This is a genomic window from Streptomyces sp. W16, from assembly GCF_033194735.1.
In the GTDB taxonomy this organism is placed as follows: Bacteria; Actinomycetota; Actinomycetes; order Streptomycetales; family Streptomycetaceae; genus Streptomyces.
In genome coordinates this window covers 13424-28278 of the sequence record NZ_JAWOAI010000061.1, presented here as the reverse complement: position 1 = coordinate 28278, position 14855 = coordinate 13424, and the positions used below count along the sequence as shown (strand labels likewise).

At 71.2% G+C, this 14855-nt stretch carries 12 protein-coding genes; 9 read left to right on the top strand and 3 right to left on the bottom strand.

Annotation, left to right across the window (positions count from 1 at the left end; genetic code table 11):
* On the bottom strand, positions 1-2931 hold a 2931-nt coding region (locus tag R6V09_RS11220), incomplete at its 3' end, for a DEAD/DEAH box helicase (protein ID WP_317881222.1).
* Positions 2932-3053: 122 nt separating this feature from the next.
* Here R6V09_RS11220 and R6V09_RS11215 point away from each other — a divergent pair.
* Genes R6V09_RS11215 through R6V09_RS11205 form a run of 3 tightly spaced genes read left to right on the top strand, consistent with a single transcriptional unit; the run spans position 3054 to position 4992 of the window.
* Positions 3054-4040, top strand: coding sequence for an AraC family transcriptional regulator (locus R6V09_RS11215; protein WP_317881221.1), 987 nt, complete (start codon positions 3054-3056; stop codon positions 4038-4040).
* Positions 3944-4687 carry an AzlC family ABC transporter permease gene (locus R6V09_RS11210; protein ID WP_317881224.1) on the top strand — a complete coding sequence of 248 codons (744 nt, stop codon included), beginning with the start codon at positions 3944-3946 and terminating at the stop codon, positions 4685-4687. Before R6V09_RS11215 ends, R6V09_RS11210 begins: the two co-directional genes overlap by 97 nt.
* Positions 4684-4992 carry an AzlD domain-containing protein gene (locus R6V09_RS11205; protein WP_317881220.1) on the top strand — a complete coding sequence of 103 codons (309 nt, stop codon included), beginning with the start codon at positions 4684-4686 and terminating at the stop codon, positions 4990-4992. Before R6V09_RS11210 ends, R6V09_RS11205 begins: the two co-directional genes overlap by 4 nt.
* A gap of 15 nt (positions 4993-5007) precedes the next feature.
* On the opposite strand, the gene R6V09_RS11200 is transcribed toward R6V09_RS11205, so the two are convergent.
* Positions 5008-5952, bottom strand: a complete 945-nt coding sequence (locus R6V09_RS11200; RefSeq protein ID WP_317881219.1) for a hypothetical protein — start codon at positions 5950-5952, stop codon at positions 5008-5010.
* Between the two features lie 80 nt (positions 5953-6032).
* On the opposite strand from R6V09_RS11200, the gene R6V09_RS11195 reads away from it, so the two are divergent.
* Positions 6033-6227 (top strand): DUF3046 domain-containing protein, encoded by a 195-nt coding sequence (locus R6V09_RS11195; RefSeq protein ID WP_317881218.1) that lies wholly within the window; start codon positions 6033-6035, stop codon positions 6225-6227.
* Positions 6228-6286: 59 nt separating this feature from the next.
* Positions 6287-7756, top strand: a complete 1470-nt coding sequence (locus R6V09_RS11190; RefSeq protein WP_317881217.1) for an AI-2E family transporter — start codon at positions 6287-6289, stop codon at positions 7754-7756.
* A 34-nt stretch (positions 7757-7790) separates the two neighbouring features.
* Here the strand turns inward: R6V09_RS11190 and R6V09_RS11185 are convergent, their stop codons facing one another.
* Entirely contained in the window at positions 7791-8549 is a 759-nt protein-coding gene (locus R6V09_RS11185; protein ID WP_317881216.1) for a hypothetical protein, read from the bottom strand.
* A 493-nt stretch (positions 8550-9042) separates the two neighbouring features.
* Between R6V09_RS11185 and recA the strand changes: the two genes are divergently transcribed.
* The 4 genes from recA to R6V09_RS11165 all read left to right on the top strand — a co-directional run bounded on the left by recA (position 9043) and on the right by R6V09_RS11165 (position 14748).
* Entirely contained in the window at positions 9043-10170 is a 1128-nt protein-coding gene (gene recA / locus R6V09_RS11180) for a recombinase RecA (RefSeq protein WP_317881215.1), read from the top strand.
* Between the two features lie 3 nt (positions 10171-10173).
* Entirely contained in the window at positions 10174-11199 is a 1026-nt protein-coding gene (gene recX, locus R6V09_RS11175) for a recombination regulator RecX (RefSeq protein ID WP_317881214.1), read from the top strand.
* Positions 11200-11380: 181 nt separating this feature from the next.
* The gene (locus R6V09_RS11170; protein WP_317881213.1) at positions 11381-12121 is read left to right on the top strand and encodes a helix-turn-helix domain-containing protein; all 741 of its coding nucleotides are present in this window, start codon (positions 11381-11383) and stop codon (positions 12119-12121) included.
* Positions 12118-14748, top strand: coding sequence for an ABC transporter permease (locus tag R6V09_RS11165; protein ID WP_317881212.1), 2631 nt, complete (start codon positions 12118-12120; stop codon positions 14746-14748). Before R6V09_RS11170 ends, R6V09_RS11165 begins: the two co-directional genes overlap by 4 nt.
* The last annotated feature ends 107 nt before the right edge of the window (positions 14749-14855 follow it).

Sequence of the window (14855 nt, the reverse complement as noted above, 5' to 3'; positions counted from 1 at the left end):
GGCCCATTGCGGCGCGGCGCCCCGCTCGGCCAACTCGGCGTCGGTGAGCGGGCCGAGCATCCGCAGCAGGTCGGCGACGCCCTCGACGTCCTTGATGCGGCGGTCCTCGGTGAGCCACTGGAGCTCGCGCTCCAGCTCGGCCAGCACCTCGGCGTCGAGGAGTTCGCGCAGCTCCGCCTGGCCGAGCAGCTCGGCCAGCAGACGGGAGTCCAGGGACAGGGCGGCGGCGCGGCGCTCGGCGAGCGGCGAGTCTCCCTCGTACAGGAACTGGGCGACGTACCCGAAGAGGAGGGAGCGGGCGAAGGGGGACGGCTCGGGGGTGGTGACTTCGACGAGGCGCACCTTGCGGGACTCCAGGTCGCCCATCAGCTCGGTGAGGCCCGGGACGTCGAAGACGTCCTGGAGGCATTCGCGGACCGCCTCCAGGACGATCGGGAACGAGCCGAACTCGCTTGCCACCTGCAGCAGTTGGGCCGCCCGCTGGCGCTGCTGCCACAACGGGGTGCGCTTGCCGGGGTTGCGGCGCGGCAGCAGCAGCGCGCGGGCGGCGCACTCGCGGAAGCGGGCCGCGAACAGGGCCGAGCCGCCGACCTGGTCGGTGACGATCTGATTGACCTCGCCCTTGTCGAAGGCGACGTCCGCCGCGCCTACGGGGGCCTGGTCGGCGTCGTACTCCGTGCCGGCCTTGATGGGCTCCTGGTCGAGCAGGTCCAGGCCCATCAGGTCGGCGTCGGGCAGCCTCAGGACGATGCCGTCGTCGGCGTGCATCACCTGGGCGTCCATGCCGTAGCGCTCGGAGAGACGGGCGCCGAGCGCGAGGGCCCAGGGGGCGTGGACCTGGGCGCCGAAGGGGGAGTGGATGACCACGCGCCAGTCGCCGAGTTCGTCGCGGAAGCGCTCCACGACGATCGTGCGGTCGTCCGGGATGTGGCCGCAGGCCTCGCGCTGCTCGGCCAGGTACGACAGCACGTTCTCCGCGGCCCAGGCGTCGAGGCCCGCGGCGAGGAGACGCAGTCGGGCGTCCTCCTTGGGCTGGGAGCCGACCTCGCGGAGGAACGCGCCCACCGCGCGGCCCAGTTCGAGCGGGCGGCCCAGCTGATCGCCCTTCCAGAAGGGGAGCCGGCCCGGGACACCCGGCGCGGGGGAAACCAGGACGCGGTCGCGGGTGATGTCCTCGATCCGCCAGGAGCTGGTGCCGAGTGTGAAGACATCACCCACGCGGGACTCGTAGACCATCTCCTCGTCCAGCTCGCCGACCCGGCCGCCGCCCTTCTTGGGGTCGGCGCCCGCGAGGAAGACGCCGAAGAGTCCGCGGTCGGGAATCGTGCCCCCGGAGGTGACGGCCAGGCGCTGCGCCCCAGGGCGGCCGGTGATCGTGCCGGCGATGCGGTCCCACACCACGCGCGGGCGCAACTCGGCGAAGGCGTCGGACGGGTAGCGGCCCGCGAGCATGTCCAGCACGGCTGTGAACGCCGACTCCGGGAGCGAGGCGAAGGGGGCCGCACGGCGGACCGTGGCGAGCAGGTCGTCGACCTGCCAGGTGTCCAGCGCCGTCATCGCGACGAGCTGCTGAGCCAGCACGTCCAGGGGGTTGGCGGGGACCCTCAGGGACTCGATGGAGCCCGTGCGCATCCGCTCGGTGACCACCGCGGCCTGGACGAGGTCGCCCCGGTACTTCGGGAAGACCACGCCCGTGGAGACCGCGCCGACCTGGTGTCCCGCGCGGCCCACGCGCTGGAGACCGGAGGCCACGGAGGGCGGGGACTCCACCTGGATGACGAGATCGACGGCACCCATGTCGATGCCCAGCTCCAGACTGGACGTGGCGACCACGGCGGGGAGCCGGCCCGCCTTGAGGTCCTCCTCCACCTGGGCGCGCTGCTCCTTGGAGACCGATCCGTGGTGGGCGCGGGCGATGACCGGGGGCGCGCCCTGGGCGGCTCCGGAACCGCCCATCAGCTCGGCCGGTGCGTGATGTTCGTCCAGGGGCTCGCCGGTCGCGCGCTCGTAGGCGATCTCGTTGAGCCGGTTGCACAAACGCTCGGCCAGGCGCCGGGAGTTGGCGAACACGATCGTCGAACGATGGGACTGGACGAGGTCGGTGATGCGCTCCTCGACATGCGGCCAGATCGACGGCTTCTCCGCGCCCTCCTTGCCGTCGGCAACCGGGGAGCCGCCCAACTCGCCGAGATCCTCGACCGGGACGACCACGGAGAGATCGAACTCCTTGCCCGACTTCGGCTGGACGATCTCCACCTTGCGGCGCGGGGAGAGATAGCGGGCGACCTCGTCGACCGGACGCACCGTCGCCGACAGGCCGATACGGCGGGCCGGCCTCGGCAGCAACTCGTCCAGCCGCTCCAGGGACAGCGCGAGATGCGCGCCCCGCTTGGTGCCCGCGACCGCGTGCACCTCGTCCAGAATCACCGTCTCGATGCCGGTCAGCGCGTCACGCGTGGCCGAGGTCAGCATCAGGAACAGGGACTCCGGGGTGGTGATCAGGATGTCCGGCGGGCGGGTGGACAGGGCGCGGCGCTCGGCGGGCGGGGTGTCGCCGGAGCGGATGCCGACCTTGATCTCGGGCTCCGGCAGGCCCAGGCGGACGGATTCCTGACGGATGCCGGTGAGCGGACTACGGAGGTTGCGCTCGACATCGACCGCGAGGGCCTTGAGTGGAGACACGTACAGAACGCGGCAGTGCTTCCTCGGGTCGGCGGGCGGGGGTGTCGCGGCGAGCTGGTCCAGGGCGGCGAGGAAGGCGGCCAGGGTCTTGCCGGAGCCGGTTGGGGCGACCACCAGCACGTCCGAGCCCTCGCCGATGGCCCGCCACGCGCCCGCCTGGGCCGCGGTGGGCGCGGAGAAGGCCCCCGTGAACCAGCCGCGGGTCGCGGGAGAGAAGCCGTCGAGGGCTCGGTGTGCGGAGCTGACCATGCGTCCATCCTGCACCCGACCACTGACAATGCGTCTGACCTGCGAAAATTATCCGGCGACGGCTTGCAGGACCGTTTCGGTGCCCGCCGCCCGTCGCGCCCGTCGTGGCGGAGAATGGCCGTATGGCAGGTTCGGGCGAGCTGGCGAGGCACTGGCGGTACACGGAACTGCCCGGGGTCGACCTGCTCCGCGCCCGTTACATCCGCAAGACGTTCGTACGGCACACACACGAGAACTTCGTCATCGCCGCCATCGCGGACGGCGTCGAGGTGTTCCACCACGGTGGGGGCGATGTGTCCGCCGGGGCGGGAGCACTCGCGCTGGTGAACCCGGACACTCCGCACACCGGCCGGGCGGGCGTGCCCGAGGGCTGGCGGTACGGGGCCGTCTACCCGTCGCCCGAGGTGGTGGCCGCGATAGCCGCCGAGACGACCTCCATCCGCGGTACTCCCGGCTTCGCCAGCCCCGTGCTCGACGACCCCTACACAGTCGGGCTCATCCACCAGATCCTGCGTGCGGCCGAGGAGGGCAACGCACTCGCCGCCGACACCCTGCTGCGGGTCGCCGTCACCAGGCTGCTCCGGCTGAACGGTGGATCGCTGCCGCAGCGCGCCGTGCCCACGGCGGGCGGCCGGGTCGCCGCACGCGCGCGTGCCGTGCTGGAGGACCGGATGGTGGATCCGCCCACCCTGGAGCAGCTCGCCGGGGATCTGGAAACCAGTCCGTTCGCGCTGCTGCGCGCGTTCCGGGGCGCCTACGGGATGCCACCGCACACCTGGCTGACCGACGCCCGGGTGCGCCGGGCACGCCGACTCCTGGACGCGGGGACGGCGCCGGCGGAGGCCGCCGTCGCCGTCGGGTTCACGGACCAGCCGCACCTCAACCGGCACTTCGCCCGGATCGTGGGAGTGCCCCCGGGCGCGTACCAGCGGGAGCGCAAGAACGTACAAGACGCGGGGCGGCGGCTCCTCCTACCGTCCGACGTGTGCCAGAACAGATCGCTTCAGACGACATACGCACCCGAGCGGGAGGAGAACCGGACACCGAGGCCGCGAGCAAGCCGGACTCCGCCGTCGTACGGGACGCCCTCGGAGTCGGGGTCGCCGTAGGGCTGTCGGGGTTCGCCTTCGGGGTGACCTCGGCCGGTGGCGGGCTCACCCTGCTCCAGACCTGCGCTCTCAGCCTCCTGGTGTTCACCGGCGCCTCCCAGTTCGCGCTAGTGGGAGCGCTCGCGGCCGGCGGCAATCCGCTCACCGCGGCGGCGGGAGCCTTCTTCCTCGGCGTGCGCAACACCTTCTACGGGCTGCGCCTCTCGCAGTTGCTGGCCCTCCCGCGCGCGGTGCGCCCTTTCGCCGCCCAGTGGGTCATCGACGAGACGACGGCAGTCACCCTCGCCCAGCCCACCCGGCGTGCCGCGCGGATCGGGTTCACCGTCACCGGGCTCACCCTTTACGTGCTGTGGAACCTCACCACGCTGCTTGGCGCGCTGGGCGCCAAGGCCATCGGGGACACCGACGCGTGGGGTCTCGACGCCGCCGGGCCCGCGGTCTTCCTGGCGCTGCTCGCGCCCATGCTCAAGTCCACCGTCGAGCGCGCCGTCGCCGTGCTGGCGGTCCTGCTGGGACTCGGGCTGCTGCCGGTGCTGCCGGCCGGAGTACCGGTCCTGGCGGCGGCCCTCGCGGCACCGATCGCCCTCTACGTAGAAGGCCGTCGGCAGGGCGGAGCACGCAATGACGCACAGGAGGAAGACCGTTGACCGTCTGGATCGCGATCGCGGCGACCGCCCTCGGCTGCTACGTCGTCAAGCTCGCCGGACTCCTGGTACCCGCGGGAGCCCTGGAGCGTCCGCTCGTGAAGCGGCTGGCCGCCCTGCTGCCCGTCGCCCTCCTCGCCGCACTCACGGCCCAGCAGACCTTCGCCGACGGGCACGCGCTCGTGCTCGACGCCCGGACCGCGGGGCTCGCGGCGGCCGCCGTGGCGCTGGTGCTGCGGGCGCCCTTCCTGCTCGTCGTCGCGGCGGCCGTGCTGGTGACGGCGGGTGTGCGAGCCATGAGCGGCTGAGGCTGCGGTCCGGAGTCAGCCGATGGAGCGGCCGTACGCCTTCAGAGTGCGCAGTGCCTGGATCGTCACCATGGGGCGTGCCTCCAGGGCGATGCCCGGCGCCCACTGGCGCCAGCGGACCGGCCAGCCGCCGTCCTCCCGCTGGTCGGCCGACAGACGGTCAAGGGAGCGGGCCATCTCGTCGTCCGTGAACCACGCGCGCGCGAGGGAACTCGGCGTCTTCGCGTAGTCGTAGGGGAAGTGGTGCTCGCCCGGCGCGTACCCGGGGGCGACCGGATAGGACTCCAGGTGCTCCGGGTCCAGGGCGGCGAGCCGGTGTTCGCGCACCAGGCGGCCGAGCCGGTCGGCGGCGGCCTCCGCGCGCGGGCGGTCGGGCGCCGAGTCCAGGAAGGCGACGGCGGCCTCGATCTCGTAGGGGTGCGACTTCTCCAGGGAGTCGACGGCCTGCCAGCAGAAGTCGGTGGCCCGGAACAGCCAGGCGTGCCACACCTCGTTGCGGTGCAGGAGGCCCACCACCGGCCCGGTGGCGAGGAGTTCACTGGGCGGGTCGTCCACGATCGGCACGAACGGCGCAGTCGGATAGCCGCGCTGGCCGGGAAGGATCGCAGGCAGGGCGCCGTCGGCCGTGGAGACCGAGGTCAGATAGCGGCACACGCGTTCCACCCGCTGCCCGCCGCAGCGCCCGATGGAGTCCAGGACCCGCAGCGCGTGACCGGTGTGCAGCGGCTGGCTCACCGGGCCGCGCAGATCGGGTTCCAACGCGTGCCCGTACCCGCCGTCCTCGTTGCGATAGGCGTCCAGCGCGGTCTCCACCGGATCGGGTTCGCCGTTGAGGAAGTGGTACGCGAAGAGGCGCTGCTCCAGCACGCGCGCGGTGAGCCAGACGAAGTGCTCGGCGCGGAAGAGCGGGGAGTGCGCCGGGGGCGTCGGGGGGAGTGAGGAAGCTCCTGTTTCGGCCATGCGTCAGACCGTAGGACGGAAAGCGGTCTCGGCAGGCGGTCCCGGCTCGGGCCCACTCTCAGGGGCGGGATACTGGTGTCATGCGGTTGACGGTCTTCTGGCAGCGGATGGCGGAGCACTTCGGCGCGGGGTACGCCGAGAGCTTCGCGCGCGATCACGTGATGACGGAACTCGGCGGGCGGACGGTGAACGAGGCGCTGGACGCGGGCTGGGAGGCCAAGGACGTGTGGCGCGTGGTCTGCGCGGTCATGAACGTTCCGCAGGAAAGTCGCTGATCGGTCACGAAGATCGACGACGGTGACCGGTTGTCAGTGGCGTAGGCGAGACTTGCACCGTGGCATCCACTGACGAGACCGGGCACGACGCCCCGCAGGCATCCCCGTTCGGTACGGCGCCGCCGACCCGGCCCCCGGCCGACGGCGCCGCGCCGGGCACCGGCATGCCGCGCTGGCTGCCACGCGCCATGGTGCTGGCGCTCGCCCTCGTCGCCGTGTTCCAGCTGGGCAGTTGGGCCTTCCACCAGCTCATCGGGCTGCTGATCAACATCCTCATCGCGTTCTTCCTGGCCCTCGCCATCGAGCCCGCGGTGAGCCGGATGTCCGCCTACGGCATGCGCCGGGGGCTGGCCACCTTCCTGGTCTTCCTCGGCCTGCTGATCGTGAGCGCCGGGTTCGTCACCCTGCTCGGCTCGATGCTCGCCGGCCAGATCATCAAGATGATCGAGGACTTCCCGAACTACCTCGACTCCGTCATCAACTGGGTCAACACGCACTTCCACACCGACCTGAGACGGGTCGACATCCAGGAGGGGCTGCTCCACTCCGACTGGCTGCGCAAGTACGTGCAGAACAGCGCGACCGGCGTGCTGGACGTGTCCACCCAGGTCCTCGGGGGCCTCTTCCAGCTGCTGACGATCGGTCTGTTCTCGTTCTACTTCGCCGCCGACGGGCCGCGGCTGCGGCGCGCGCTGTGCTCCGTCCTGCCGCCCGCCCGGCAGGCCGAGGTGCTACGCGCGTGGGAGATCGCCGTCGACAAGACGGGCGGCTACATATACTCACGCGGCCTGATGGCGCTGGTCTCCGGTGTGGCGCACTACATCCTGCTGCAGGCACTGGGCATTCCGTACGCGCCCGTGCTCGCCGTCTGGGTGGGCCTGGTCTCCCAGTTCATCCCGACCATCGGCACGTATCTCGCGGGCGCCCTGCCCATGCTGATCGCCTTCACCGTGGACCCCTGGTATGCCCTGTGGGTGCTGATCTTCGTCGTGGTCTACCAGCAGTTCGAGAACTACATGCTGCAACCCAAGCTGACCGCGAAGACCGTCGACATCCACCCCGCGGTCGCCTTCGGCTCGGTCATCGCGGGCACCGCGCTCATGGGCGCCGTGGGCGCGCTGATCTCCATTCCGGCCGTCGCCACGCTGCAGGCGTTCCTCGGGGCGTACGTGAAGCGGTACGCCGTCACGGACGATCCCCGGGTGCAAGGGCACCGGACCCGCGGCTCCGGAGGGCCCGGCCTGCTGACACGGATGGGGAGGCTGTGGGAACGGCGACCGAGAGCGACGGAGGCGACGGAGCACACGGCGGCCGACTCCGCCGGGACAGCCGCTTCCGGGGCGACCGGTTCCGGGGCAGCCGACTCCGGACCTGGTGGTTCCGGGGCGACCGACTCCAGACCGACTGATTCCAGGGCGACCGACTCCGGCCCCAAGAACTCCGGGTCCACCGATTCCGACGATTCCGACTCCAGGAACTCCGGGTCGGCCGACTCCGACCCGAGGGACTCCGGGGAAGGCTCCTCCTGAGGGATGACCCCGCGCGAGCACCAGGGCGTCGAGGTCAGTACGTGAGCACGGCCCACACTCCGGCTCCGGCCACAGCGGCGGCGTAGCAGCCGACCGCCACCTCCATGGTCCGCAGCCGTACCGTGTCGCTCCAAGACGTACGGGACAGCAGCCAGGCCAGGGCCGGCAGGACCAGGACCGCGTGCAGACTCACCCCGTGCAACGGCTTGAGCGGGGCCGTCGAGTGGTAGGCCGCCTCCTGGTGACCGGTCCGGGCGAGGACGACCCCGCGCGCGATCATCGCGGCACCCGAGGCCAGCGCGACGAGCAGGATCGCGAACCCGGAACGCACCGCGAGCGCCATCCCTGTGGGGCCCATCGGCCGGTGCCGGAAGGACGCCACCGCGAACACGGTGAGGAGCACCACGAGGACACCGCCGCCCACCGCGAGCGTCATGGACACCGCCGTGTCGAAGGGCGTCTCCATGTCGAGGTGCGACGGCACCCGGCGCCACGCCTGAAGGGTGATGCCGCCGACCTCCACCACACAGTCGGCGGCGAACACGACGAGCAGTACGGTGCGCAGCCGGGCCCCGACACGCAGATACGACGTCACCCAGGTGACCGCGATCAGCGTCGCCCCGAAGGAGAGCCCGAACGTGACGGGCTTGCGCCAGGAGACAGGCCCGTACCAGGGGCCACCGTCGACCGCGAACACCACCAGGTGCACCAACCCGGAGAGGATCAGCAGGGCACCGGTCGCATGGCAGAGACGCTCGGCGGGGCGTAGGTGGCTCTTCACGGTCAGGGGCATGGCCCGAGCCTCGCGGGAACTCGTCGCGCAGTCGTCGTACGACCGAAGACATCAGCCCTACGCCGACGGAAGTAGGGCTCCCCAGGGCGTGGAGATGAGTTTCGGGGGCGCGCTGGGGCCATGGATGTGTGGGCCGTCCTCGTCTGCGGCAGCGGCCGGTCCGTCATCGTCGACCACGGGCGGCAGCCGCCGCAGTTCCTTCCGCCTTCGGTGGCACGAACCCGCGTCCTCGGGGTTCGGCAGCACGCGCTCAAGGTTCGGTGTCACCGGACGGCGTAGATGACGTGAGTGCCGCGTGGTGCGCTTGACACGAAAATCGAACATCCATTCTCATGGAGGCTCCGGCGAGGCCATGACGGGCATTTCGGCAGGCTTTTGATGGTGAAGTGCCCGAGTTATCCACAGGCCGGACGGGCGTCGGGGCGCATTGTCAGTGGCAGGCGTTAGCGTCTTTGACGTGAAGCGATCGACTCAAGCAAACCGGGTGGAACCCATGGCAGGAACCGACCGCGAGAAGGCGTTGGACGCCGCACTCGCACAGATTGAACGGCAATTCGGCAAGGGCGCGGTGATGCGCCTGGGCGAGCGGCCGAACGAGCCCATCGAGGTCATCCCCACCGGGTCGACAGCACTGGACGTCGCCCTCGGTGTCGGCGGCCTGCCGCGCGGCCGGGTGGTGGAGGTCTACGGCCCGGAGTCCTCCGGAAAGACGACCCTGACCCTGCACGCGGTGGCGAACGCCCAGCGGGCCGGCGGCCAGGTCGCGTTCGTGGACGCGGAGCACGCCCTCGACCCCGAGTACGCGAAGAAGCTCGGCGTCGACATCGACAACCTGATCCTGTCCCAGCCGGACAACGGCGAGCAGGCCCTGGAGATCGTGGACATGCTGGTCCGCTCCGGCGCCCTCGACCTCATCGTCATCGACTCCGTCGCGGCACTCGTGCCGCGCGCGGAGATCGAGGGCGAGATGGGAGACAGCCACGTCGGTCTGCAGGCCCGCCTGATGAGCCAGGCGCTCCGCAAGATCACAGGCGCGCTCCACCAGTCCGGGACCACCGCGATCTTCATCAACCAGCTCCGCGAGAAGATCGGCGTGATGTTCGGCTCCCCGGAGACCACGACCGGTGGCCGCGCGCTGAAGTTCTATGCCTCGGTGCGACTCGACATCCGTCGTATCGAGACCCTGAAGGACGGCACGGACGCGGTCGGCAACCGCACCCGCGTCAAGGTCGTCAAGAACAAGGTCGCCCCGCCCTTCAAGCAGGCCGAGTTCGACATCCTCTACGGCCACGGCATCAGCCGCGAGGGCGGCCTGATCGACATGGGCGTGGAGAACGGCTTCGTCCGCAAGGCCGGCGCCTGGTACACGTACGAAGGCGACCAGCTCGGCCAGGGCAAGGAGAACGCGCGCAACTTCCTGAAGGACAACCCCGACCTGGCCAACGAGATCGAGAAGAAGATCCTGGAGAAGCTGGGAGTGGGCGTCCGTCCGGAGAAGCCCACCGCCGAGCCGGTCGCGGACGCGGCGGTCCCCACCGCCACGGACGACGCCGCCAAGGCGGTGCCCGCTCCGGCTGCGGCCAAGGCCACCAAGCCCAAGGCCACGGCAGCCAAGAGCTGACCCGTGACACGACGAACGGACTGGGCCGAGTACGCGTATCCCGGCGCCCCGCAGGGGCGCGGGGGAGGCGGTGACGGCCCGGCCTACGGTGCGGACGGCGTACCCGAGGAGCCGTACGGCATGGACGGGCCGTACGGCGACGAGCCGGGCGTCGGCTGGTCGGCCGGCGGCTTCGACGGTGAGACCGGTCCGCCTTTCGGCGGCTCGGAGCCCGGCGACGGTCCGGCGGGCACCGGTCGGCCTTTCAGAAGCTCGGCGCCTGGCGGCACTTCGCCCGGCGGCGAGTCCACTGACGACGACGTACCCGGCCGCGGTTCGCGCCGCAGTCGCGGAGCGCGCGGCGGGGGCGGTTCATGGGAAGGCGGCTCACGCGGGGGTGACTCACTGGAGGGTGGCTCACGCGGGGGTACGGCGCGTGATGACGGCGCACGCAGTAGGCGTGGGCGCCGTGGTCGCGGTTTCGGAGAGCCGTCCGGAGACGACGGGGGTGACTTCACCTCGTCGAGGGCCGAGAAGGAGGAGCCGCCGGCGGACCCGACTGAGCGGGCGCGGGGCATCTGTCTGCGCCTGCTCACCGGGAACCCGCGCACCCGCAAGCAACTCGCGGACGCCCTGCGCAAGCGGGAGATCCCGGACGACGTGGCGGACGAGGTGCTGTCGCGGTTCGAGGAGGTCGGACTGATCAACGACGGTGCGTTCGCGGAGGCCTGGGTGGAGTCCCGGCACCACGGCCGGGGACTGGCGCGACGCGCGCTCGCCCAGGAGCTGCGCACCAAAGGCGTCGACTCCACGCTGATCGACGAGGCCGTCTCCCAGCTCGACTCCGAGCAGGAAGAGGCGACGGCACGCGAACTGGTGGACCGCAAGCTGCGGTCCACCCGGGGCCTCGACCGCGACAAGAGGCTACGGCGCCTCGCGGGGATGCTGGCCCGCAAGGGCTACTCCCAGGGCATGGCCCTCAGGGTGGTCCGGCAGGCGCTGGAAGAAGAGGGCGAGGACACGGAGTTCCTCGGGGACGAGGGGTACTGATCCGGTTCTCATCCGGGTTCGGCCTTTCGGTGGTGCACACGTCCTGAACACGGTGGACGCGCGGGGGCGCCGACCGCGTTCAGGCGAGCACCGGCCGATGTCTCAGGTAGGGCTAACCCCCCGTTGAAGACGCCGGGTTGCCACAGTGCACAGACACCTGTGCACAAACGACTGTGTACGCATGGCACAGGAACCCCGCACACCTGGCGCGGAGACACCCACCGAACAGACCTCGGCGACACCCGCGCCGGTCGAACTTTCCGACCTCGCCACGCTGAAGGCGCTCGCACAGCCCCGCCGACAGCGCATGCTCCAGCACCTCACCCTGCACGGCCCCGCGACCTCGGCCACGCTCGCCCGCGCACTGGGCCTGAACACCGGCTCCACCAGCTACCACCTGCGTGAACTCGCCCGCTACGGCTTCGTAGAGGAGATGGAGGCAGGGACGAGGGCGGACGCGGAACGGGAAGCGGCGGCGGGATCGGAAGGGGAGACGGGGCGCGCACCTGGTCACGGTCGCGAGCGCTGGTGGCGGGCCGTTCCCGGTGACCGTCGCTTCCCGCCGCGCAGCCGCCAGAGCGCCGAGATGCGGCACGTCATGGACGAGCTCAACCACCATGCGTACGCCGCCGATCTGGAGCTCTTCGAGCAGTTCCAGCGGAACGCCGCCGAGACCGGGCCGTGGGCGGACGCCTTCCCGTACTCGCGCGGCACCATTCGGCTGACGCTGCCCGAACTCGGGGCGTTCTTCGAGGAGTACATCGCTCTCCTCAACCGCTACAAGCGCCCCGAAGCCGAGACGCCGCCCGGCGCCCGCACCGTACTCACCCGATTCCTCGCCTTCCCGGCACCCCTCGCCGAAGTCGAGCCCGAAGCCGAAGCCAACCCGGCGCGCAACGGAAAAGAGACCGAGCCCTCATGATGCTGCGCTACGCCCTCCGGTCCGTCCGTGCCCGCAAGGCCGGTTTCCTCGGTGCCTTTCTCTCCCTGATGTGCGCGGCTGCCCTCATCACGGCCTGTGGCACTCTCCTCGACACCGGCCTGCGCGGCACCATCCGCACCGAGCGCTACGCGGCGAGCCCCGTCGTGGTCTCCGCCGACCAGAACGTCCACCGGACCACCGTCAAACACAAGAAGGGCAAGACCAAGGTCAAGCACAAGGCGAAACCGATCGCCGAGCGCGTCTGGCTTCCCGAAAGCCTGGAAACCACACTCGCACGGACCCCGGGCGTCGCCCGTGTCATCCCCGAACTGACCTTCCTCGCCCAGCCGTTGACACCCGCCGGCACTGGCGGCCGGACCGTCTACGGGCACGCCTGGGACTCCGCCGCGTTGACGCCGTACCGGCTCGTCACCGGCAGCGCTCCGCGAGCCGCCACCGATCTGGTCATCGACCGCGACTTCGCCGGGCGGGCCCGGCTGCGGCCCGGCGACCGGCTCACCGTCCAGTCCACGCAAGCCCCGCGCGTCTACCGGATCACCGGAATCGCCGCTCCTGCCACGGCCGTACGCCATCAGACGTCGCTCTTCTTCTCCGCAGGCGAGGCCCGCCGTATGGCCGCGCACCCCGGGCAGGTCACCGCGTTCGGAGTGCTCCCGGCCAAGGGCACAAGCGCGGACCAACTGAGGCAGGCCATCACGACAGCCCTCCACGGGACCACCGCGCTCCCGGGCACCGCCACCTCGCTCAGCCCCACCACCCCACTCGGCTCCACCGCTCAAGTCACCACCGGCGACGCCCGCGGCCCCGTCGAGTTCCTGGACGCCGCCACGGCCAGGACCAGGCTGGTCAGCATCGGCGGCGCGATGGGCGGTACCTCGTTGCTCGTGGCAGTTCTCGTGGTTGTCGGCACCTTCGTGCTCTCCGTCCAACAGCGTCACCGCGAACTCGCCCTGCTCCGAGCCGTGGCCGCCACCTCCGGCCAGATCCGCCGGCTCCTCGGCCGCGAGGCACTGATCGTCGGCACGGTCGCCGGTGTCGCGGGCGCTCTGCTCGGGCTTCCGCTGGGCGTTTGGCTCTACGACAGGTTCGTCGCCGTGGGTGCCGTCCCCGCCACCCTCCAGCACACCACCGGTGTCGTCCCGCCGCTGGCCGCCCTCGTCGCGACCGCCCTCGGTGCCTGGACCGCCGCCCGCGTCGCCTCCCGCCGTATCTCCCGGATCCGCCCGGCCCAGGCACTCGCCGAGGCCGAAGCAGGAGCGGAAACCGAGGCCGAGGCCAAGTCCACGCGCGCCCGCCTCACGACACACACCGCACTCACACGCGGTCGCCTCCTCGCCGGGCTCGTCCTCCTCGCGGGCGGTGTCGTGCTGGTCGCCGTGCTCAGCAAGCTGCGTACCGAGCCCGCCTCAACACCCGTGACCTTCCTGGCCGTTGTGGTCCTGTCCACCTCCGTCGCCCTCCTCGGGCCACTCCTCGTCAAGGCAGCCGTCCTCGTCCTGCGTGTTCCGCTCCGGCGCAGTGGCCCGAGCGGTCGGCTTGCCACCGCCAACCTCCGAGGCAACGCCGCCCGTATGGCCTCCGTCGTCACCCCCCTCACCCTGCTGATCGGCATGACCTGCACCGTCCTGTTCGTCCAACCCACCCTCGGCGACGCCGCCCGTGCCCAGGCCCGGGAGGGTGTCCGTGCCGACTGGGTCGTCGCCTCCCAGGGACCAGGTGTCCCGGCCGAGGCCGCACGGCAACTCCGCGCGCGGCACGACATCGTCACCGAGGTCGTCCGTACGACCGTCCGTGTGGGCCTCGACAAATACGCGGCCCAAGGCGTCACACCCGCCGGACTCACCCGCACCTGGGACCCCGACGTCACCACCGGATCGCTCGACGGGCTCGCCGAGCACACCGCGGCCGTGAGCGAACTGGCCGCGGACCAGCTGCACTTGAAGCCCGGCAGCACTCTCAGGCTCACGCTCGGTGACGGCACGCCCGCCGTGCTCACCGTCGTCGCCGTCTACGCCAGAGGTCTCGGCTTCGGTGATCTCACCCTCGCGCACGATCTCGTCGCCCGGCATGTCGACAACCCGCTCGCCTCCTCCGTCCTCGTCAGCACGTCCCGTACACAGACACAACTCGCGACTACCCTCCGTGAGTTCCCGGGCATCCGTGTTCTCGCGCCGGCCGCCGCCGACTCGCTCCAGGCGCGGCGGCAGCAGGCGAACGCCGAGGTCAACTACCTGGCCATGGGCCTCGTCCTGGCCTTCACCGCCATCGCCGTGGTCAACACGCTCGCCATGTCGGTAGCCGAGCGGGTCCGGGAGTTCGCGCTGCTGCGGCTCGTGGGCGCCACCCGCCGTCAGGTGCTGCGGATGCTGCGGATCGAGGCGCTGTCGGTGGTGCTGCTCGCCATGGCGCTCGGCAGCGGTATCGCCCTCGCCGTCCTGACCGCGTTCAGCATCGGGATGACCGGCCGGGCCGCACCGTCGGTCACCCCTCTCGGCTACGTCACGGTGGTGGCGGTCGGCGCGGTGCTTGCGCTCGTCGCCACGGCACTGCCAGGGCGGGTGGCGCTCCGGGTGCGGGCGGTGACGGTGGCGACGGCGAGGGAGTAGCCACTGGGGGGGGCGACTGACCGTTTCCCGGTTCGCCGAGGGTGCGTGTTCCGCACGCTTAGTGTGCGTTCCGTGGAGGGTGCGCATGTTTGGTGCGGGAGTAGCTT

Bases quoted from the DNA above. Each gene is read 5' to 3' on its own strand.
- R6V09_RS11215 (WP_317881221.1), top strand. From the start codon at position 3,054: ATGGCAGGTTCGGGCGAGCTGGCGAGGCACTGGCGGTACACGGAACTG.
- R6V09_RS11200 (WP_317881219.1), bottom strand. From the start codon at position 5,952: ATGGCCGAAACAGGAGCTTCCTCACTCCCCCCGACGCCCCCGGCGCAC.
- R6V09_RS11195 (WP_317881218.1), top strand. From the start codon at position 6,033: ATGCGGTTGACGGTCTTCTGGCAGCGGATGGCGGAGCACTTCGGCGCG.
- R6V09_RS11185 (WP_317881216.1), bottom strand. From the start codon at position 8,549: ATGCCCCTGACCGTGAAGAGCCACCTACGCCCCGCCGAGCGTCTCTGC.
- recA (WP_317881215.1), top strand. From the start codon at position 9,043: ATGGCAGGAACCGACCGCGAGAAGGCGTTGGACGCCGCACTCGCACAG.
- R6V09_RS11170 (WP_317881213.1), top strand. From the start codon at position 11,381: ATGGCACAGGAACCCCGCACACCTGGCGCGGAGACACCCACCGAACAG.
- R6V09_RS11165 (WP_317881212.1), top strand. From the start codon at position 12,118: ATGATGCTGCGCTACGCCCTCCGGTCCGTCCGTGCCCGCAAGGCCGGT.